The 15,196-nt window shown below is 69.2% G+C and carries 12 protein-coding genes and 1 pseudogene; 5 read left to right on the forward strand and 8 right to left on the reverse strand.

Going from position 1 to position 15,196, the window contains the following annotated elements:
- The first annotated feature begins 3 nt into the window (after window positions 1-3).
- On the forward strand, window positions 4-1,476 hold the full coding sequence (locus ACWPXV_RS11695) for a polysaccharide biosynthesis tyrosine autokinase (protein WP_454085389.1): 1,473 nt from the start codon (window positions 4-6) through the stop codon (window positions 1,474-1,476).
- Window position 1,477: 1 nt separating this feature from the next.
- Here ACWPXV_RS11695 and ACWPXV_RS11700 read toward each other — a convergent pair whose 3' ends face one another.
- From ACWPXV_RS11700 to ACWPXV_RS11720, 5 genes are all read right to left on the reverse strand, one after another.
- The gene (locus ACWPXV_RS11700; protein ID WP_454085390.1) at window positions 1,478-2,341 is read right to left on the reverse strand and encodes a hypothetical protein; all 864 of its coding nucleotides are present in this window, start codon (window positions 2,339-2,341) and stop codon (window positions 1,478-1,480) included.
- Between the two features lie 106 nt (window positions 2,342-2,447).
- Complete coding sequence (locus tag ACWPXV_RS11705) at window positions 2,448-2,945, reverse strand: CAP domain-containing protein (protein ID WP_454085391.1); 498 nt, start codon at window positions 2,943-2,945, stop codon at window positions 2,448-2,450.
- A gap of 74 nt (window positions 2,946-3,019) precedes the next feature.
- Complete coding sequence (locus ACWPXV_RS11710; RefSeq protein WP_454085392.1) at window positions 3,020-3,580, reverse strand: LPXTG cell wall anchor domain-containing protein; 561 nt, start codon at window positions 3,578-3,580, stop codon at window positions 3,020-3,022.
- A gap of 62 nt (window positions 3,581-3,642) precedes the next feature.
- Complete coding sequence (locus ACWPXV_RS11715) at window positions 3,643-5,577, reverse strand: DUF4012 domain-containing protein (protein WP_454085393.1); 1,935 nt, start codon at window positions 5,575-5,577, stop codon at window positions 3,643-3,645.
- A gap of 74 nt (window positions 5,578-5,651) precedes the next feature.
- Complete coding sequence (locus ACWPXV_RS11720; RefSeq protein WP_454085394.1) at window positions 5,652-8,918, reverse strand: malectin domain-containing carbohydrate-binding protein; 3,267 nt, start codon at window positions 8,916-8,918, stop codon at window positions 5,652-5,654.
- 374 nt (window positions 8,919-9,292) lie between these two features.
- Between ACWPXV_RS11720 and ACWPXV_RS11725 the strand changes: the two genes are divergently transcribed.
- Window positions 9,293-9,928, forward strand: coding sequence for an arsenate reductase/protein-tyrosine-phosphatase family protein (locus ACWPXV_RS11725; protein ID WP_454085395.1), 636 nt, complete (start codon window positions 9,293-9,295; stop codon window positions 9,926-9,928).
- A 110-nt stretch (window positions 9,929-10,038) separates the two neighbouring features.
- Here the strand turns inward: ACWPXV_RS11725 and ACWPXV_RS11730 are convergent.
- Window positions 10,039-10,392 (reverse strand): annotated as a pseudogene (locus ACWPXV_RS11730) (DUF6098 family protein); the annotation flags it as partial.
- A gap of 267 nt (window positions 10,393-10,659) precedes the next feature.
- Between ACWPXV_RS11730 and ACWPXV_RS11735 the strand changes: the two are divergent.
- Entirely contained in the window at window positions 10,660-11,262 is a 603-nt protein-coding gene (locus ACWPXV_RS11735) for an arsenate reductase/protein-tyrosine-phosphatase family protein (RefSeq protein ID WP_454085396.1), read from the forward strand.
- A 163-nt stretch (window positions 11,263-11,425) separates the two neighbouring features.
- Here the strand turns inward: ACWPXV_RS11735 and ACWPXV_RS11740 are convergent, their stop codons facing one another.
- Window positions 11,426-12,181 carry an FRG domain-containing protein gene (locus ACWPXV_RS11740; protein WP_454085405.1) on the reverse strand — a complete coding sequence of 252 codons (756 nt, stop codon included), beginning with the start codon at window positions 12,179-12,181 and terminating at the stop codon, window positions 11,426-11,428.
- A gap of 531 nt (window positions 12,182-12,712) precedes the next feature.
- A complete protein-coding gene (locus ACWPXV_RS11745) occupies window positions 12,713-14,017 on the reverse strand; it encodes a hypothetical protein (RefSeq protein ID WP_454085397.1) in 1,305 nt (434 codons plus the stop codon).
- Window positions 14,018-14,440: 423 nt separating this feature from the next.
- Here ACWPXV_RS11745 and ACWPXV_RS11750 point away from each other — a divergent pair, with 423 nt between their 5' ends.
- Entirely contained in the window at window positions 14,441-14,983 is a 543-nt protein-coding gene (locus tag ACWPXV_RS11750) for a hypothetical protein (RefSeq protein ID WP_454085398.1), read from the forward strand.
- Window positions 14,983-15,196: hypothetical protein (locus tag ACWPXV_RS11755; RefSeq protein WP_454085399.1), on the forward strand; the 214-nt coding region annotated here is incomplete at its 3' end. The genes ACWPXV_RS11750 and ACWPXV_RS11755, both read left to right, overlap by 1 nt.

Here is a 15,196-nt window from a genome sequence, read left to right on the forward strand (position 1 = left end):
TGAATGGAACTGGGCGACTACCTGCGGACGCTTCGAGCCCGTTGGCTCACGGTCGCCGTCGTGACCCTCGTCACCTTGGCCGCGACCGCCGCGGCAACACTGGCGATGACGCCTCAGTACACTTCCTCCACCCGGATGTTCTTCGCTGTGCAGGGCGGTGAGTCGGTCTCCGACCTCGCTCAGGGTTCCACTTTCACGGAGAAGCAGATGTCCTCGTACGCCGAGGTCGCCAAGTCTCCGATCGTCCTGGATCCAGTGGCAGAGTCGTTCGGGCTCGATCGTGACGCCACGAGCCTGGCCGGTGCCCTGAGCGTCACCGTTGCAGCGGACACAACCATTCTCGTGATCTCGGCTACGGACGAGGATCCGATCCTGGCCCGCGACCTCGCCAACGCCGTCGCTGACCAGCTCGCGTCCACTGTCGGCGGCCTCTCGCCCGAGCGGCCGGACGGTACTGAGACGGTTCGCGCCACCATGCTCAGCGAAGCTCAGGTCCCCGAGTCCTCCTCCTCGCCAAACACGATGCGGAACCTGGCCCTGGGACTTGTGTTGGGCCTCCTGCTGGGCGTCGGCGTCGCCCTACTGCGACAGATTCTCGACACGAAGGTTCGGGACGAGAATGACATCTCAGCGGTTACCGACGTGTCGCCCCTCGCGACCGTTCCCATCGACCCCACCGCGACCGATCATCCCGTGTTCATGCACGACGACTCCATGGGCGCACGGGCTGAGGCAGTTCGCCGGCTGCGGACCAACCTCCAATTCGTGGACTTCGGGGACCGTCCAAGCTCGATCGTCGTTACCTCATCCGTGCCGGGTGAGGGCAAGACGACCACCGCCATCAACCTTGCGGCCTCGCTGGCCGACGCCGGCGCAAAGGTCATCCTCATCGACGCCGACCTGCGCCGTCCCTCTGTCGCCAAGTACATGGGCTTCGAAGGCCGCGTCGGTCTCACGACCGTGCTCATCGGTCGGGCGAATGTCGAGGACGTCGTCCAGCCGTGGCAGGGGACCTCGCTCGACATCCTCCCGTCCGGACAGATTCCCCCGAACCCCAGCGAGCTGCTCGGCTCCCGGGCGATGTCTCGCCTCCTCGCAGATCTCGCGGGAACGTACGACGTCGTCCTGGTCGACAGCCCGCCACTGCTGCCCGTCACCGATGCGGCAATCCTCAGCAAACTCGTGGGTGGGACGCTCGTCGTGGCCGGTGCGGATCGTCTGCAGAAGCCTCAGCTCCGCGCGTCTCTCGAGGCCCTCGTCAAGGTCGACGCTCACGTGCTCGGCATCGTGCTCAACAAGGCGCAGCGCAAGGACCGCGACCGCTACGCCTACGAGTACTACAGCAGCGAGGACCCCACGCTCACCGGTTCGCGCGTCTCCGCGGCGCGTACGACTCGTCGTGCGTCTGCTCCGCAGCCCACTCACGCCAAGCGCTCGACCTGGCCCGGGGAGCGGCTCTCGGCGTCGCGTCGCTGAGCTACCAGCTCTGCTCGCTGTCGGTGGAGACGTAAACCTCGTCAGCGGCCCAGAGCCACACCGTGCCCGCGGCGCCGGACACCGCAAGCGAGCCTGCGTTCGACGGTGCGCACGACGGCTCGTCCAGCGCCTCGCCGTCGGACGCCAGCAGGGCCACGGCGACGCTGTCCTCACAGCTCTCGTGCGAACCAGCGAGCACGTAGCCCTCGTCGGCTACGCCGATCGCTGAGGCGGCGATGGTGGCCGCGCTTCCGTCCCAGGTCTCTCCACCATCGGCCGTCAGGGCCAGTGTGCCGTCGGCACAGAGCACCGCGGCGTCCGTTGCGTTGCGGGCCGCTAGGCCCATCTGCTCGCACGGCGTCTCCACCTCTCCCACCGGCGTGGCCATGGTGGATCTGTCCGAGGGGAGCAGATACCAGGAGCCCTCGAGGTACTCGTCGCTCGTGAGCCAACTCGAGCCGCCGCTGGATGACGACACGTAGGTCGGCTGGCAGTCCTCCCCTCCCCCGATGGCGAAGAGCGTCTGCGGCCCGAGGACACGAACACGGCTGATCGGACCGAGGTCGACCGGGATCTCCTCCCAAGTCTCTCCGCCATCCGTCGTGCGCTCCATGGCCGCCGGATCGTCACACTGCCCGACCTCGACTCGCCACGCGGTCACGGCGTCAGCATTGACGATGAGACGCTCGGCTGGGTTCGTCTGTGCCGTCTCACCACTGTCAGTCGGCAGCTCGGCGGGCTCCTGCTTCTCCAGCGTCTCCGATTCCGTCACCGTCGGCCGGCCGAGATCCGCACGCTCGTCATCGACGACCGGAACCGGGCGCAGAACGAGGAGGCCGATGAGGACGACGTTGAGAACGATCAACGCTCCCAGTCCGGCGACGGACCAGGAGCGGCGATGGCGAGACGGCACGAGTTCCACCTTAGGAAGCAGGACGGATGAGCAACTCCGGACCGGGGCGAGCAGCCGGTCAGGGGCCGAGGAACACCTGAGAGCAGAGCAGTTTCTGCCCATCGGGCACACAGCCGATCCCGATCTCGGTGAGATCGGGGTCGACGATGTTGCCACGGTGACCGGGCGAGCCGAGCCAGGCTTCCACCACGTCAATCGGCGCCGCGGTGCTGTTGACGAGGTTTTCGGCTGCCGTGGTCAGCGGCGCGCACGCGTCGATGACTGGCGTCAGCGGGGCGTGGACGAGCTCCTCATCTCCCACGAGTGCTGCGGCACGCTCGAGAGCGGCCTCGCGGGCACACCGGGAGAGCTCGAGGTCCTCGAGGCCTTCCTCGGCGCGGGTCTCGTTCGTCAGCTCGACGAGCTCGGTCGCGTAGGAGTCTGGATCGAGGGTGGTCGGCGCGTCAGACGGCGCCTCCGTGGATGTCGCGCTGCATCCGCCGAGCACCGCGATGAGCATGCCCGCAGCCGCGAGGCGCCGCGCAGCGCGCCGTCTGCGTCCGACCAGCTTCATCATCCTCCTCAGACACCCCGAAGGGCCCCTGCGATCACTCGCAGGGACCCTTCGAAGACGGTCGTGACGTTGGGGCGTCAGGCAGTGACCTTGCCGCGACGAGCGAGGAAGAGAGCCGCAGCGCCGACCAGCAGCAGCACGACGCCGCCGATGATGAGCGGGGTGGCGGTCGCACCGGTCTCGGGCAGGGACGGGCCAGCGGCGCCGTCCGTGTCGCCGCCGGCAGCGCCGTCGTTGTCGTCGCCATCAGCGTCGTCGCCCGGAGTCGTGCCGCCGTCGCCGGCGGTGACGACGAAGCGCTCGATGACGCGGCCGTCAGGGTCGGTGGCGACGATCTCGTAGACCGCCTCCTCCGAGAGGGTGACGGTGAAGACGGCAGCGCCGTCGACGGAGGTCTTGGTCAGGGACTTGGTGCCGGCGATCTGGATGTCGTCGTCCTCGACAGCGTCGGAGGACACCGTGAGGGTCACGTCGGTGCCGGAGGGCGCCTCGACGGTGACGTTGAAGCCCTCGCCGGGAGCCGGGTTCACGGTGGAGATGGCGGCATCGAACTCGTCGAGGTCGTAAGCGAAAGCCGCGGTCGGTGCAAAGACGAGCAGAGCGGCCGCGAGCAGGCCGCCAAGAGCGCGTCGGATCATGGTGTATCCCCCAATGGGTCGTCAGGACCGTGTCGGTAGATCGGTCCGGTACAGATTATCGGCTACTGTCGACATGTCAACGCGGAAGAGATGAACCTCTCATCCCCAGGCCCTGGCGTCATTCGCAGAGCCGCGTCTTCAGTGAAGCCCGGGCCCGTCGTGATGTCGACCTGAGTGGTGACGGAATCTCCCGGGCTGAGATAGATGCGGCGGGCGGCGACCACCTGGCCGCCGTGAATTTGCGGGAAGGCGTCGACCGTGCCCTCGGGATCCCGCATGTCGGTGATGCGCCCACCGGTGGGGGCGTAGACGAGGAGGTTGGACCGCATGTCGCCCTCCTCGACGGCATCGCCGTCCCCCACGAGAGATGCGGGCAGGTCGGCCGCGTCCTCGGGGGCGTCAGAGGTGAGCGTGATGGTGAGCGTGAGGTCCTGGTTGCCGTTGGCGTGGCACTGCTGCGCCTCCATCTCCACCTCCATCCGCTGGTAGTAGGCGATCTTCGCGCCGCTGACGTCGTTGACGTAGACGCCGACGACGGGAGCGCCGTGGCCATCGTCGCCGCGGAGTTCACCGCTGAGCATGGTCCCGCTCAGGAGCTCCTGCTCCTCCTCGTGCGCCGACCAGACCAGCAGGCGCCCTTCATCCGCTGCCTGCACCAGAGTGGCGACGGTGGCGGCGGGAGCGGCTTCCCCGTCCATGACGGCGGAGAAGATCTCCGCTGCCGCAAACTCGAAGAACTCGTCCTGGGCGCCTGTGTCCTCGATGTACCGGTAGACGCCGTTGAGCATGATGTCGGCGGCGTTGTCGGCGTTCAGCTGGGGGTCGCCGTCGAACATCTCCGACGGGACGCCGAGGGCGCCGAGCACGTCGTCGTCGAGTCCGATCGGCCCGGTGGCCTCGAGGAGTGCGCCGAGGGCGACCGGGTCGAGGGCGAGCACGCCGTCGACCTCTCCACCCACGCCCTCGCCCCACATCGCCCGGATGATCTCGGCGCTGCGGGGGAAGTCGGGCGTCGCGGTGACGTTGCCCGGGAAACGGGCGAGCTGGGTGCCGAAGAGGGCCACCTCCGTCTCCGTCAGCTCGAGCGCCCCGTCGCCGAAGTACCCGACCTCGGACGCCGAGCGCTGCTCGACGAGCTCGATCGCGCCGTCGTCGGCCCGGAGCAGGATGAAGGCCCCGGTGAGGCCGCCGGTGGCACGCGGCTCGGCGTTGTTCTGCACCATGAAGATGTACTCGCGCGGCTCGTCGGCGCCGAGCATCGGCGGGATGAGCTGGACCGCGCGCGACGCGGTCGCGGTGAGGCCGGCCAGCTCGTCGACCTGGCCCTTGAGGTTGCCGATCTGGTCACCGAGCAGATCGACGAGCTCGTCCGTGTCGACCGAGTCGAGACGGTCGCGGCCCGCCAGGACGGCGTCGTTGGCGGCCACGACGCGGGGAGCCACCTCGGCGAAGGGCGCGAGGTCGATCCGGCCGTCCTGCGGGGCGAGCCGGGCGGGGTCGACGGCGTCCGTCGCGGCGACGAGGTCGGGAAGGGCGTCGGCCGCGAGGTCGTCCACCACGGCCGTGGCGGTGCGGACGGCGGTGACGTTAGGGCCGACCCACGGCAGCTTCGCCGCGACCGCCCAGTGCGGGCCTGCGACGGCGTCGCGGGCGGCGCTCGTGTGCTCCCGCAGCTCGGCCGCAGTGGTGTCCGCGGCATCGGTCTCTCCGCTCAGTGCCTGCTGGCGCAGCTCGGACACCTGGGGCATCGCCGCCCGCAGCTCGGTGTACGCGGCGCGCGCCTGCACCGCGAAGACGACGAGAAGGGCGACGAGCCCGAGGAGCACCCCGACGACGACGAGCGCCAGCACCGTGCGGCTGCGGCGCTTCTTGCCACGCCGACGACGCGACGAACCGCCGTCGTCGGCGGTGCTCGCACCCGTACCGGTGCCAGGGCGCGGGCCCTGGGTGGCGGAACCGCCGTCGTCCTCGAGCCAGCTGGGGAAGTTGTCCGTCACAGGGGCATTCCATCATGTGTCGCGGCGCGCGTGGAGAGGCGGCCCGCCGACACCGATGGGCCGCCTCCTCACGATCAGCGCGGGTTGTACGTCTCGACCACCGTCGAGTGCGAGAACCCCGCCGTCACGCCTCCCCCGGCGACGACGATCCGGTTGCCGACCAGGAGCGGGAAGATCCCGTGCCTGGCCGTCGGCATCGGCGTGCCCAGCCGCCACGTGTTCGTCGAAGGGTTGTAGATGTCCACGCGGTTGTAGACCCGCTGCGCCGTGGCACCGGCCCCATTCTGCGTCTCACCGCCGATGACGTACATCTCGCCGTCGTACCAGACGGCCTTGCCCATCCCGCCGCGTGCCTGCGGGAGCGGCGCGAGCCCGGAGCCGGGCGTCGAGCTGGATCGCCACGTGTTCGTCGCGGGCTCGTAGACCTGGAGGTTGTCGAACCCGTTGGCGACGACGTTCGCGTCCCCGCTGCCCGGGCCGCGGCCGCCGGCCACGTAGAGCTTGGAGCCGTCCGTCGTCGACGCCGCGTGGTTGCGGCCCTGGGGCATGGGCGCGATCTCGGTCCAGGAGTTCGTCGCCGGGTCGTAGACGGCACTGCGGGTCGTCGTCGACGAGCCAATGATGCCGCCGGCAGCGTAGATCTTGCCGTTGATGACCGCCGTGGAGCTCGACCCGGCCGCGAACGGCATGTCCGCGCCGAGCGTCCAGGTGTTCGTCGCCGGGTTGTAGATCTGGACCTTCCCCGCGGATCCCCCGCCCAGCCCGCCGATGAGGAACAGCCGGTCGTCGACCACCTCGGCGGCATGGTGGTGCCCCTGGAAAGGCCGCACCGCGAGGTTGGAGCGCCAGGTGCCCGTCGACAGGTCCAGCGCCGCCGTCGCCTTGTTGCTCTCCCCGATCATGTACAGGCTCTTTCCGATGATCCCGCCGGCGACCTCTCCGATGGACACGGGCAGCGGCGGACCGCTCTCCCACCGGTCGGCGAAGCGGCCCGTCCAGTTCGTCACCGCGTGGCTGCCGGTGGTGAGGTACAGGACGTCCCCGACCATCGCGGCCACCGGGGTCTTCCGGCCGGCGGGCAGCTGAGGCAGGTTCGTCCACACGTCCTCGTCGGGGTGGTAGGCCGTCACGTAGCGGCTCGCGACGTTCCCGGGGTTCGTGCCACCGAGGACGACGATGGAGCCGTCACGGACGACGACGGCGGTGTGGCTGCGCGCGACCGGCAGGCTGGCGACCTTCGTCCACGCGTTCGTCGCCGGGTCGTACCGGTGGACGTCGGACTGCAGGCCGGTGTTCTCGTTCTCGTTGTGCTGCCCGCCGATGGCGTACACCTTGCCCTCGAGCGTCGCACCGACGAGGTGGTTGCGGGGGTTGGGCAGAGGCGCCCGGGCCTGCCACGTCGTACCGCCGTCGAGGTTGAGCACCCAGTGGTCGGGCTGGTCGGGATCGGCGGTGGAGCCCTGGACGCGGCTGGTCCCACCGAAGAAGTGCAGGTTCCGTCCGACGATGGTCGCCCCGCCGGCTCCCCGCGCTGCGGGCAGCTGCGGTCCCGCGGACCACGTGAGCGTCTCCGTGTCGAACTTCCACACGTTGCGTGTCGAGCCACCGGGGTGGTTCCCGTTGTACCCGCCGACGAGCCAGATCGTCCTGCCGTCCGCGACGACCGGTGAGTGCGTGAGCTGCTGCGGCATGTCCGGCAGGCGCGACCACGTGTTGGTCACGGTGTCGAAGACGTCACTGCGGGCCGTCGTCGTCGTGCCGGTGTGGAAGCCGCCGAAGAGGTACACCTTCGTGCCGACGGCTGTGCCCTGGCTCTCCGACCGGCCGATCGGCGAGGTGGCCCTGCTGTCCCAGAAGAACAGCGACGGGTCCCGCGGGGACGGCGGGATCTCCTCGTCCGGCGGCGGAGGCTCCTCGTCCGGCGGCGGGGTGGTGCCGCCCGGAGAGACGATCTCGATCGCGGAGACCTTCGGCTGGTCGACCGAGGCTGTGAAGGCGATGTTGAGCGTGCCGTCCGTCACGGTCGGGGTGAACGTCCGGACCGTGGCGGCGTTCGCGCCGACGGCGGCGTGGACGTCGAAGTCGTCCAGCTCCACCGGGCCGCCCTCGATGTTGACGTCGAAGACCCGCTTGCCGTTGGCCGTCCAGAAGATCTCGGCGAAGTGCAGCCGCACGGTGTACGTCCCCTGCTGTGGCGCGGGGATCGCGTAGGAGAAGCTGCCGAGGTTCTGGGTGGCGCTCCGCTCGGTGCGGTAGAGGACGTCGTCGTTCGTCCCGCCGATCGGGGTGGCGGCCCTCGTGGCCCAGGACTTGCCGCCCGCGACGTGGGTGTCCGCCTGCCAGGCGACGCCGCCGGTCGTGACGGCCGGGCCACCGGCGTTGATGCGCAGGGTCGTGCCCTCCGCTGGGGGTTCCGGGTCCGGATCCGGGGTGGGGGTCGGCGTCGGCGATACCACCTCGATGGCGGAGATCTTGGGCTGGTCGACCGAGGCAGTGAAGGCGAGGTTCAGGGAGCCGTCCGTGACCGTGGTGGTGAACGTCTGGATCTGGGCGGCCATGGCACCGACGGAGGCGACGATGTCGTAGTCGTCGAGCTCGACCGGGCCGCCCTCGATGTTGACGTCGAAGACGCGCTTGCCCGAGCCGCCCGCTCCGCCACCCGTGGCTCCCCAGTAGATCTCCGCGAAGTGCAGCCGCACCGTGTACGGGCCGTCCACCGGTGCGGGGATCGCGTAGGAGAACCCGCCGAGGTTCGTCGTGGCGCTGCGCTCCGTCCGGTACAGGACGTCGTCCGTCGTGCCGCTGATCGCGGACACGCTGGAGTTGGAGTAGGACTTCCCGCCGGAGAAGTGGGTGTCGGCCTGCCAGGTGACGCCTCCGGTCGTCACGGTCGGGCCTCCCGCGTTGATGCGCAGGATCGGGCCCTGCGCCGGCGGCGGCTCCTCGGCTGGTGGCGGAACGGCCGGCTCGCCGACCGTGAAGTTCACCTCGACCACCTCGACGTGGCCGTCCGTGGCGGTGACGCGGGCGGTGATGGCATGCGGCCCATCGACCACCGTGCTCGTGCTGAACGGGTTGGCCGTCGTCGCGGATCCTCCGGCGAAGTCGTACGGGCCCTCACGCTCCACCTGGCGCGGTGACCCGCTCATCGCGGCGTCGTCGAGCCAGAACTCGACCTTCTCGATGGCCGGGTCCGTCGGCAGGTAGATGTAGGCGTTGCCGTCGATGGCGGCGCCGCTCAGGGCGACCGATCCCGAACGACTTGCGTTCGCGCTCACCCAAAGGTCGAGGTCGCTCGCGTGTCCGAGGGCGGGCAGCTGGGGCAGCAGCGAGATCGCCATGACCATGACGATCCCCGTCCCCCATCGACGGAGTCGCTGTCGCCGACGCGGATGGTCCCCCTCGGGACGATGGGCGCGCGGCGGACGTACCAGTGCAGACATGCAAGCCTCCATTGCCGTGGTCATGTCCGCCCGCGATTGACTGGAGGCTACGGGTAGGAGGGCCGCACCGCTGCCCGAATGACGGGTGATTCACCGTTCGCGCGGGGGTTGGCAGCGACGTCATGCAGGCCCATCTCCCAGTCTGTCTGCCGCTGCTCCGTGGCGGCTCACTCCGGTCCTCACCCGGAGTGAGCCGCCGAGCGTTGCGACTATCGTCCCTGTCTCATCCTTCAAAAGTAGGAGGGTGACCGGGCGCTGGGACTAATGTCCGGATGGGGACGGCCGACGAAGGAGACAGCATCATGGGTTGCCGCTCGGGAGAGCACTTCACCGTACTCGTCGTCTGTGTCGGCAATGTGTGCCGCTCCCCCGCCCTCGAGTGCCTGCTCCACTCCGCGTTCCGCGAGGGCGACGACGGCGTCGCCGTGCACAGCGCCGGCACCCGGGCTCTTGTGGGCCAGCCGGCCCAGCCCCGGATGGTGCGACTGATCGAGCGGAACGGAGGCAACGTCGACAGCTTCGCTGCCCGGGCCGTCACTGGGCCGATGCTCGCGGACGCGGATCTGGTCCTCACCGCCACTCGAGAGCTGCGCGGCGACGTCGTCGAGATCCTCCCCTCTGCGGTGCGCCGCACGTTCACGGTGCGTGAGTTTGCCCGACTTGCTGCGCTGGTGAGGCCGCTAGACCTCGACAGCACTGCCCCACCGGAGGGTGACCTGTCCGCGCGCCTCGAAGCGCTTGTCCCCCTCGCCGCAGCTCGACGCACGGAGGTGCGCATCGAGCTCGACGACATTCTCGATCCCTACGGGCAGTCTGAAGAGGCGTACGAACAGTCCTATGACCAGATCGTTGAGGCGGTCGAGACGATCAGCAGAGTGGTACTGGAGTCGCGACGCGTGCTGGTCTAGGCACGAAGTTCGGCACGAGCGAAGTTGAGCTTCCCTCGTCCTCGCGTGTGGATCCGATGATTCCGGCCGCCCGCGCACCCTGCGACGGCATCCTGAACCATCCGGTCGTGCTACCCCGTGAGCGATCGAAAGGCGCGCGTCTGCCAGGCGGCGTAGGACTCCTCCGCCTCGATCAGCGCCTTGTGGCCCACCCGAGCGAGCGGTGTCAGGTGCGCGATGAGCGGCTCGCAGTCCGGTCCACGCCCGCGCACCTGCCCCGTGACGAGCCACGGCTCGATGCCACTGTGGACGAGGTGGGAGTGGCGGGTGAGCTGGCGGGCGATCCACGTCCGCGAGCCGGCGCCCCACCACGGCTCGGGACACAGCGGCCAGGCCGGCACGCCGGGCAGCAGGTAACCGCTCTCGCGCTCGCGCCGGGTGCTCGTGTCCGAGTCGTCCGGGCTGTAGCTGAAGCGGAGGTAGACGTCGTCGTGGGTGGTTCACACGCCTACGACGTCACTGAGAGTGTCGAGGACCGACAGCTCGTGGCCGCCAGGCCAGACCTCGGCGAAGTCGGTGTCGCCGCCCGACGGGTTGAACAGAGTCATCACTGCCCCCTTGCACCGTTGCACCGGCTCGCCGGGATGTGGCAGCCGGTGAGGACAAGTCTCCTCCTGCGGCGACGGACTCGCCATCGGGCCAAGGGATGATGTCGGTAGGCTCGGTCCTACTGGCGACGGGAAGGGATGACCATGGCGGCATACCGATCAGGTGAGGACTTCACGCTCCTCATCGTCTGCACGGGCAACGTCTGCCGCTCCCCCGCCATCGAGCGACTCTTCCGCTCCGCCTTCGCCGCCGACAGCGGGACTTCCGTCCACAGTGCCGGCACCGGCGCGCTCGTGGGCGAGCCGATCCAGCCTCCGATGGTCGCGCTGCTCGAGCAGGCCGGCGTGTCAGCGGACGGCTTCACCGCGCGGCGTGTTACCGAGCCGATCGTCGCCGGGGCGGACCTCGTACTGACTGCGACGCGTCAGCACCGGGCCGACGTCGTCGAGCACGTGCCGGCTGCCGTGCGGCGGGCCTTCACGCTGCGAGAGTTCGCACGGCTGGCGGCGGCTGTCGACCCGGCCGAGCTGGACGACGCTGCCGGGCCGGGCGCCCGGCCCGCTGAGCGGCTGGCGGCTCTCGTGCCGCTCGCGGCGCGCGAGCGGGTACAGGTGCCGGCCGAGCTCGACGACGTCGTCGACCCGTACCGGCGGTCCGACGAGGTCTACCAGGAGTCCTTCGACCAGCTGATCGAGGCGGTGCGCGTGATCGCGCGGGTGGTGCTGGGGGTCGGGGCGACCGCCTGACGCGACGCCCGGCGAAGCGCGCCGGGCGAGAGGTGACGAACCTGGGGCTCGCGAATCGAGCTGGCGCACGTCGTGGCGCCCAAGCGCCGGGTGTCGGGGCGACAGCGCGAGGCGTCAGGATAGTGACGCCTCGCGTTGGCCGATCAACGTCCTCCGAGAGGCGCTACGCGCTGTGTGCCTGCGCAAATCCAGCGATATCCGGGAAGATGGTCGCTGGGTTCATACCGACGACACGGTTGAGGAAGTCTCTGGCTGCGACCTTAACGTCTCGAGTCAGCCGGAAGATTACGGTTGGACTCGCGGGATAATTTCCACTACCCGGCGCATCGGCGAACAGACGCGCGATGTTATAGTCGGGGAAGTTGAGAGCAAGGCTCGAGCGAGTCCTGTCAGGCTCCCTCTCCGGCACCCTGCCCACGAGGAATGCACCGGATTGAGACCTGATTCTGGGGTCGACGTCCATCCCAACTTTCCACAGCCACGTGACGCGCGGATGTTGCACCATCTCCGCCACTGTTTCAGGCTGCGGACCCGGTCGGTCAGCGGTCCAATCTATAGCGAACAGAGCCCCGACATCGTCGTCTTTTCGTTCGTTATGTGTGGCCATCCAAAGCGCAATGAGGGCATTTGAGGTCACGTCGAGCAGACGCGTAGCCGCACCTTGATGCTGGAGGCGAGCTCGAAGTTGGTCATCCGTCAACAGTTGGCCAGACTCGAGCCGATGGAAACCATTGAGACGTGCATCGTGCAGCAATTGCTCCTCCGCAGCCGCTACGTCTTCCTCGGTAACCTCCTGAGCAGCGTCACTATACTTATCCTTCGCAATCTTTCGTACGATCCCCGGGTCCAACCTATAGGCGATGTCACTAACCCCCCGCCACACGAAGTTGTAACGATTCAGCCGCGGCGCCTGCAGCATCGCCAACAGATCAGCAAGGGAGGGTACATCTACAACGATCTGGTTCGGCCATGTGACACTCAAAGTGACTCCAGTACTTGGTTCGTGAGACTAACTCTCACATCATGCAGGAGACTTGGAGTCGCTGTGGGGCGTTTCGAGCATGGCTCACCACGCCATATCCCTATTGGCCCTGGCGCCATTGCCGCCGGTGGCACGCGCTGCGGCGTAGACATGAAGCCGGCGCAGGCCGTCGCCGGCCAAGGCCGGCCGGCGACGGCCTGCGTCGGCTGGAGTCAGCCTTGTCGTCAGGCGTCGCCACCGGGGCTCAGCCCGCGTGCCGGAGCTGGCGCTTCAGCCCGCTGAGAGCATGTAGAGGCCCGGGTCGAACTCGGCGACGCCGTCGTAGGTCGCAAACTCGCTGGCGAGCTCACGTGTGATCATCTTGCACCCAGGAATTTGCTGCCATATCGCGGCCCGCGGCAAGGCAGCCGTCGCCAGATTCCACGCGATCGGGCGAGACGGTGAGAACGCACATGCCCGCCGCCGTCGTCATCGGGGCGGCGGCACTCCGGCGGCGACGGCGCTGCGGTACTCGGTGAAGAACTGCCCGAGCACGTGGTCGATCTCCTCCCGTCCCGAATCGAGGTACCGCCGCGCATAGTCGGTGTACTCCGCCGTGCCCGGCTGCAGTCCGCGCGCGGCGATCTCACTGTCCAGAGCGCGGTAGTGGCGGTCCCAAGTACGGCGGATGGCCGAGTTGTGCAGCTGGAGACGTCCCTGCAGCTCGGTGGCGATACCGCGCATGTTGGCGAAGTCGTTGAGCTCCGTGGCCACGAACGCCCCGGGGTACCTGTCGAGGACCTGCAGCTCGACGGCGTGGTGCACCTGTCCGCCCGCGGGCACACCGAGACGGGCGGCGTACGCGTCGCGGAGCCCGTCGAAGGTGCGGCGCGCAGCCTCGGCAGCACCACGCGTCCCCGGCGGCGTGAGACGGGGCCGGCGCGCCGGTCCGGTGGAGGTGCCCGCCTCCTCGACGATGCCCCGCTCCACCCGAGCCGCGATGTCCGGGTCGACGGCAGGGTGCGCCCGCGCCCGCCGCAGGCCGGCCTCGATCCCCTCCCGGCCGACCCGCTCGACGGCCTCGCCCGACACCCGCACCACCGCGCGCCCGCCCAGCCGCGCGACCGTCGCCGCATCTCCGAACACCGGGACGATGGCGACGGCGGAGAGGCCGGCAGCCGCGTAGTCACCCTCGATGAGGTAGAGACCCGCGTTGACCGCGTCCGGGACGGCGCCGAGGGCGGGAACGAGCCCCGCGACGTCGAGGGCGGTGTGGAGGATCTCCAACGGGCCGGGCGGCGCCTGGGTGGCGGACTCCCCGGTGAGACCAGCGCTCTGCTCGACGACGATGTCCCCGACGAGCACCTGGTAGGGGTTGGTGTTGTTGGTGAAGATGATCAGGTGGTACTCGCCGTCGGGCAGGTCGGTCCACTGCCGGGAGACTGGACGCCCCTGGGAGAAGGCCGCGGTGCCGTACTCGCTGTCGAGTATCACGCCCTCCTGCACCAGGGTCACGTGGTAGTCGCGCTCCGACACCGGCGGCGTCCCCCGCTGCTCGTAGGCCGCGTTCGCCGTCACCCGGACCCTGCCCTGCGAGACCCGGAAGGTGCGCGACTTCAGCAGTCGCCGCGCGATCTCCATCGTGCTCGCGAACAGGTGCTCCCGCTGCACGACGGCGGCGCTCGGCTCGCGTCCTGCGAGCAGCCGGATCACGGCGGCGTTACCGGCACTGCGTTGCAGGTCGAGGAGGCGCGTCTGCGACCTGCCTGAGGCGGAGGCCGGCGCGGATGCCACGGTGCTTGTCCTCGCGGGCGGTGGGACGGAGGGCTCCTTCTCCGCCGTCCCACGATGCTCGCGCATGCTGCTGACCGAGCCGGTGTGCGTCGTCGCGCGACCGCTACCGGATCGGAAACCACCGCCTGAGCGCTACCGGATCGGGAACCACCGCCTGAGCACGTGTCGCGGAACCATCTCCGACCATGCAGAAAACTCGTCGACTCAAACGCTGTCCGCAACGCTCGCGCAGCGCTACTGTTCCCTCAAGATTCGGCCAATGGGGGCCGGACATCACTTGGGGGTCTTACGATGCGCCTTGCTCGAACACGCCTTTTTGCCACTGTCGCTGCAGCTGCCATGCTCGCGACGGCCGCCGTCTCGACGTCTGCGACGGCAGTCCAGGAGCCGCCTTCCTCATTCGAGCTGCCGCACGCCGGTGCGGTGAGTGAGTACACCGGCCCGACCGAGGTCTACGAGACCATGACGGAGGCCGAGGTCCTTGCCGATCTCGACGCGCTCCCCACGAGCACCCCGGTCACAGGCGTCCTCGGCGCCGGCTCGATGGCCACCCCGAGCTGCATCGCCTGTGTCGGCGGTGTCCGCCAGGAGACGGTCAAGGTCTCCGGGCCGACGCGCTACAACAAGAAGTTCGTGCGCTACCTCACCGGGGCGTGGGCGTACTCGACGGGTTACGCCTGGTCCTCGTCGACGACGGTGTCCGCCACGCTCAGTGCCAGCATCGGGGTGACCGCGAAGGGCGCATCCGGCACTCTCGGCGTCTCCGCCTCGCGTACGCAGTCGTACTCCATCACCGTGAACATCTACGCCAACAAGAGCAAGCTGTCGAAGCTCGCCCTGTACTCCGACTACAACAGGTACTACGTCAAGAACCGGACCGTGCTCGGCGGGAAGGCGGGGTCGTGGAAGTACGGCTACCTCTGGTCGCCGCTCGCCAACCAGTACCTGCTCGCCACGTACAAGTGATGAGCGGATTCACCTCCCCACGGCGGGCCGCGGCCCCCGGCCCGGCCCCCGCGGCGCGGCGCCGCCCGCGCGCGGGGGCGGGGCGGGCGGGGGCGCCGCACGCCGTCGCGCCCGCGGGGGGCGGGGGGGGGGCGGTGGCCGACCGCCTCACCCTCGCGGAGAGCGAGCTCGGGGACCTCGGCGAGCAGCTCGCCGAGGTCGCCGAGCTCGCTC

The sequence above is a fragment of the Georgenia sp. Marseille-Q6866 genome, assembly GCF_965111665.1.

Coding starts and splice junctions, on each gene's coding strand:
- ACWPXV_RS11735 (WP_454085396.1), top strand. CDS start 10,660: ATGGCGGCATACCGATCAGGTGAGGACTTCACGCTCCTCATCGTCTGC.
- ACWPXV_RS11720 (WP_454085394.1), bottom strand. CDS start 8,918: ATGGCGATCTCGCTGCTGCCCCAGCTGCCCGCCCTCGGACACGCGAGC.
- ACWPXV_RS11740 (WP_454085405.1), bottom strand. CDS start 12,181: ATGCTGCAGGCGCCGCGGCTGAATCGTTACAACTTCGTGTGGCGGGGG.
- ACWPXV_RS11725 (WP_454085395.1), top strand. CDS start 9,293: ATGGGGACGGCCGACGAAGGAGACAGCATCATGGGTTGCCGCTCGGGA.
- ACWPXV_RS11710 (WP_454085392.1), bottom strand. CDS start 3,580: ATGATCCGACGCGCTCTTGGCGGCCTGCTCGCGGCCGCTCTGCTCGTC.
- ACWPXV_RS11695 (WP_454085389.1), top strand. CDS start 4: ATGGAACTGGGCGACTACCTGCGGACGCTTCGAGCCCGTTGGCTCACG.
- ACWPXV_RS11705 (WP_454085391.1), bottom strand. CDS start 2,945: ATGATGAAGCTGGTCGGACGCAGACGGCGCGCTGCGCGGCGCCTCGCG.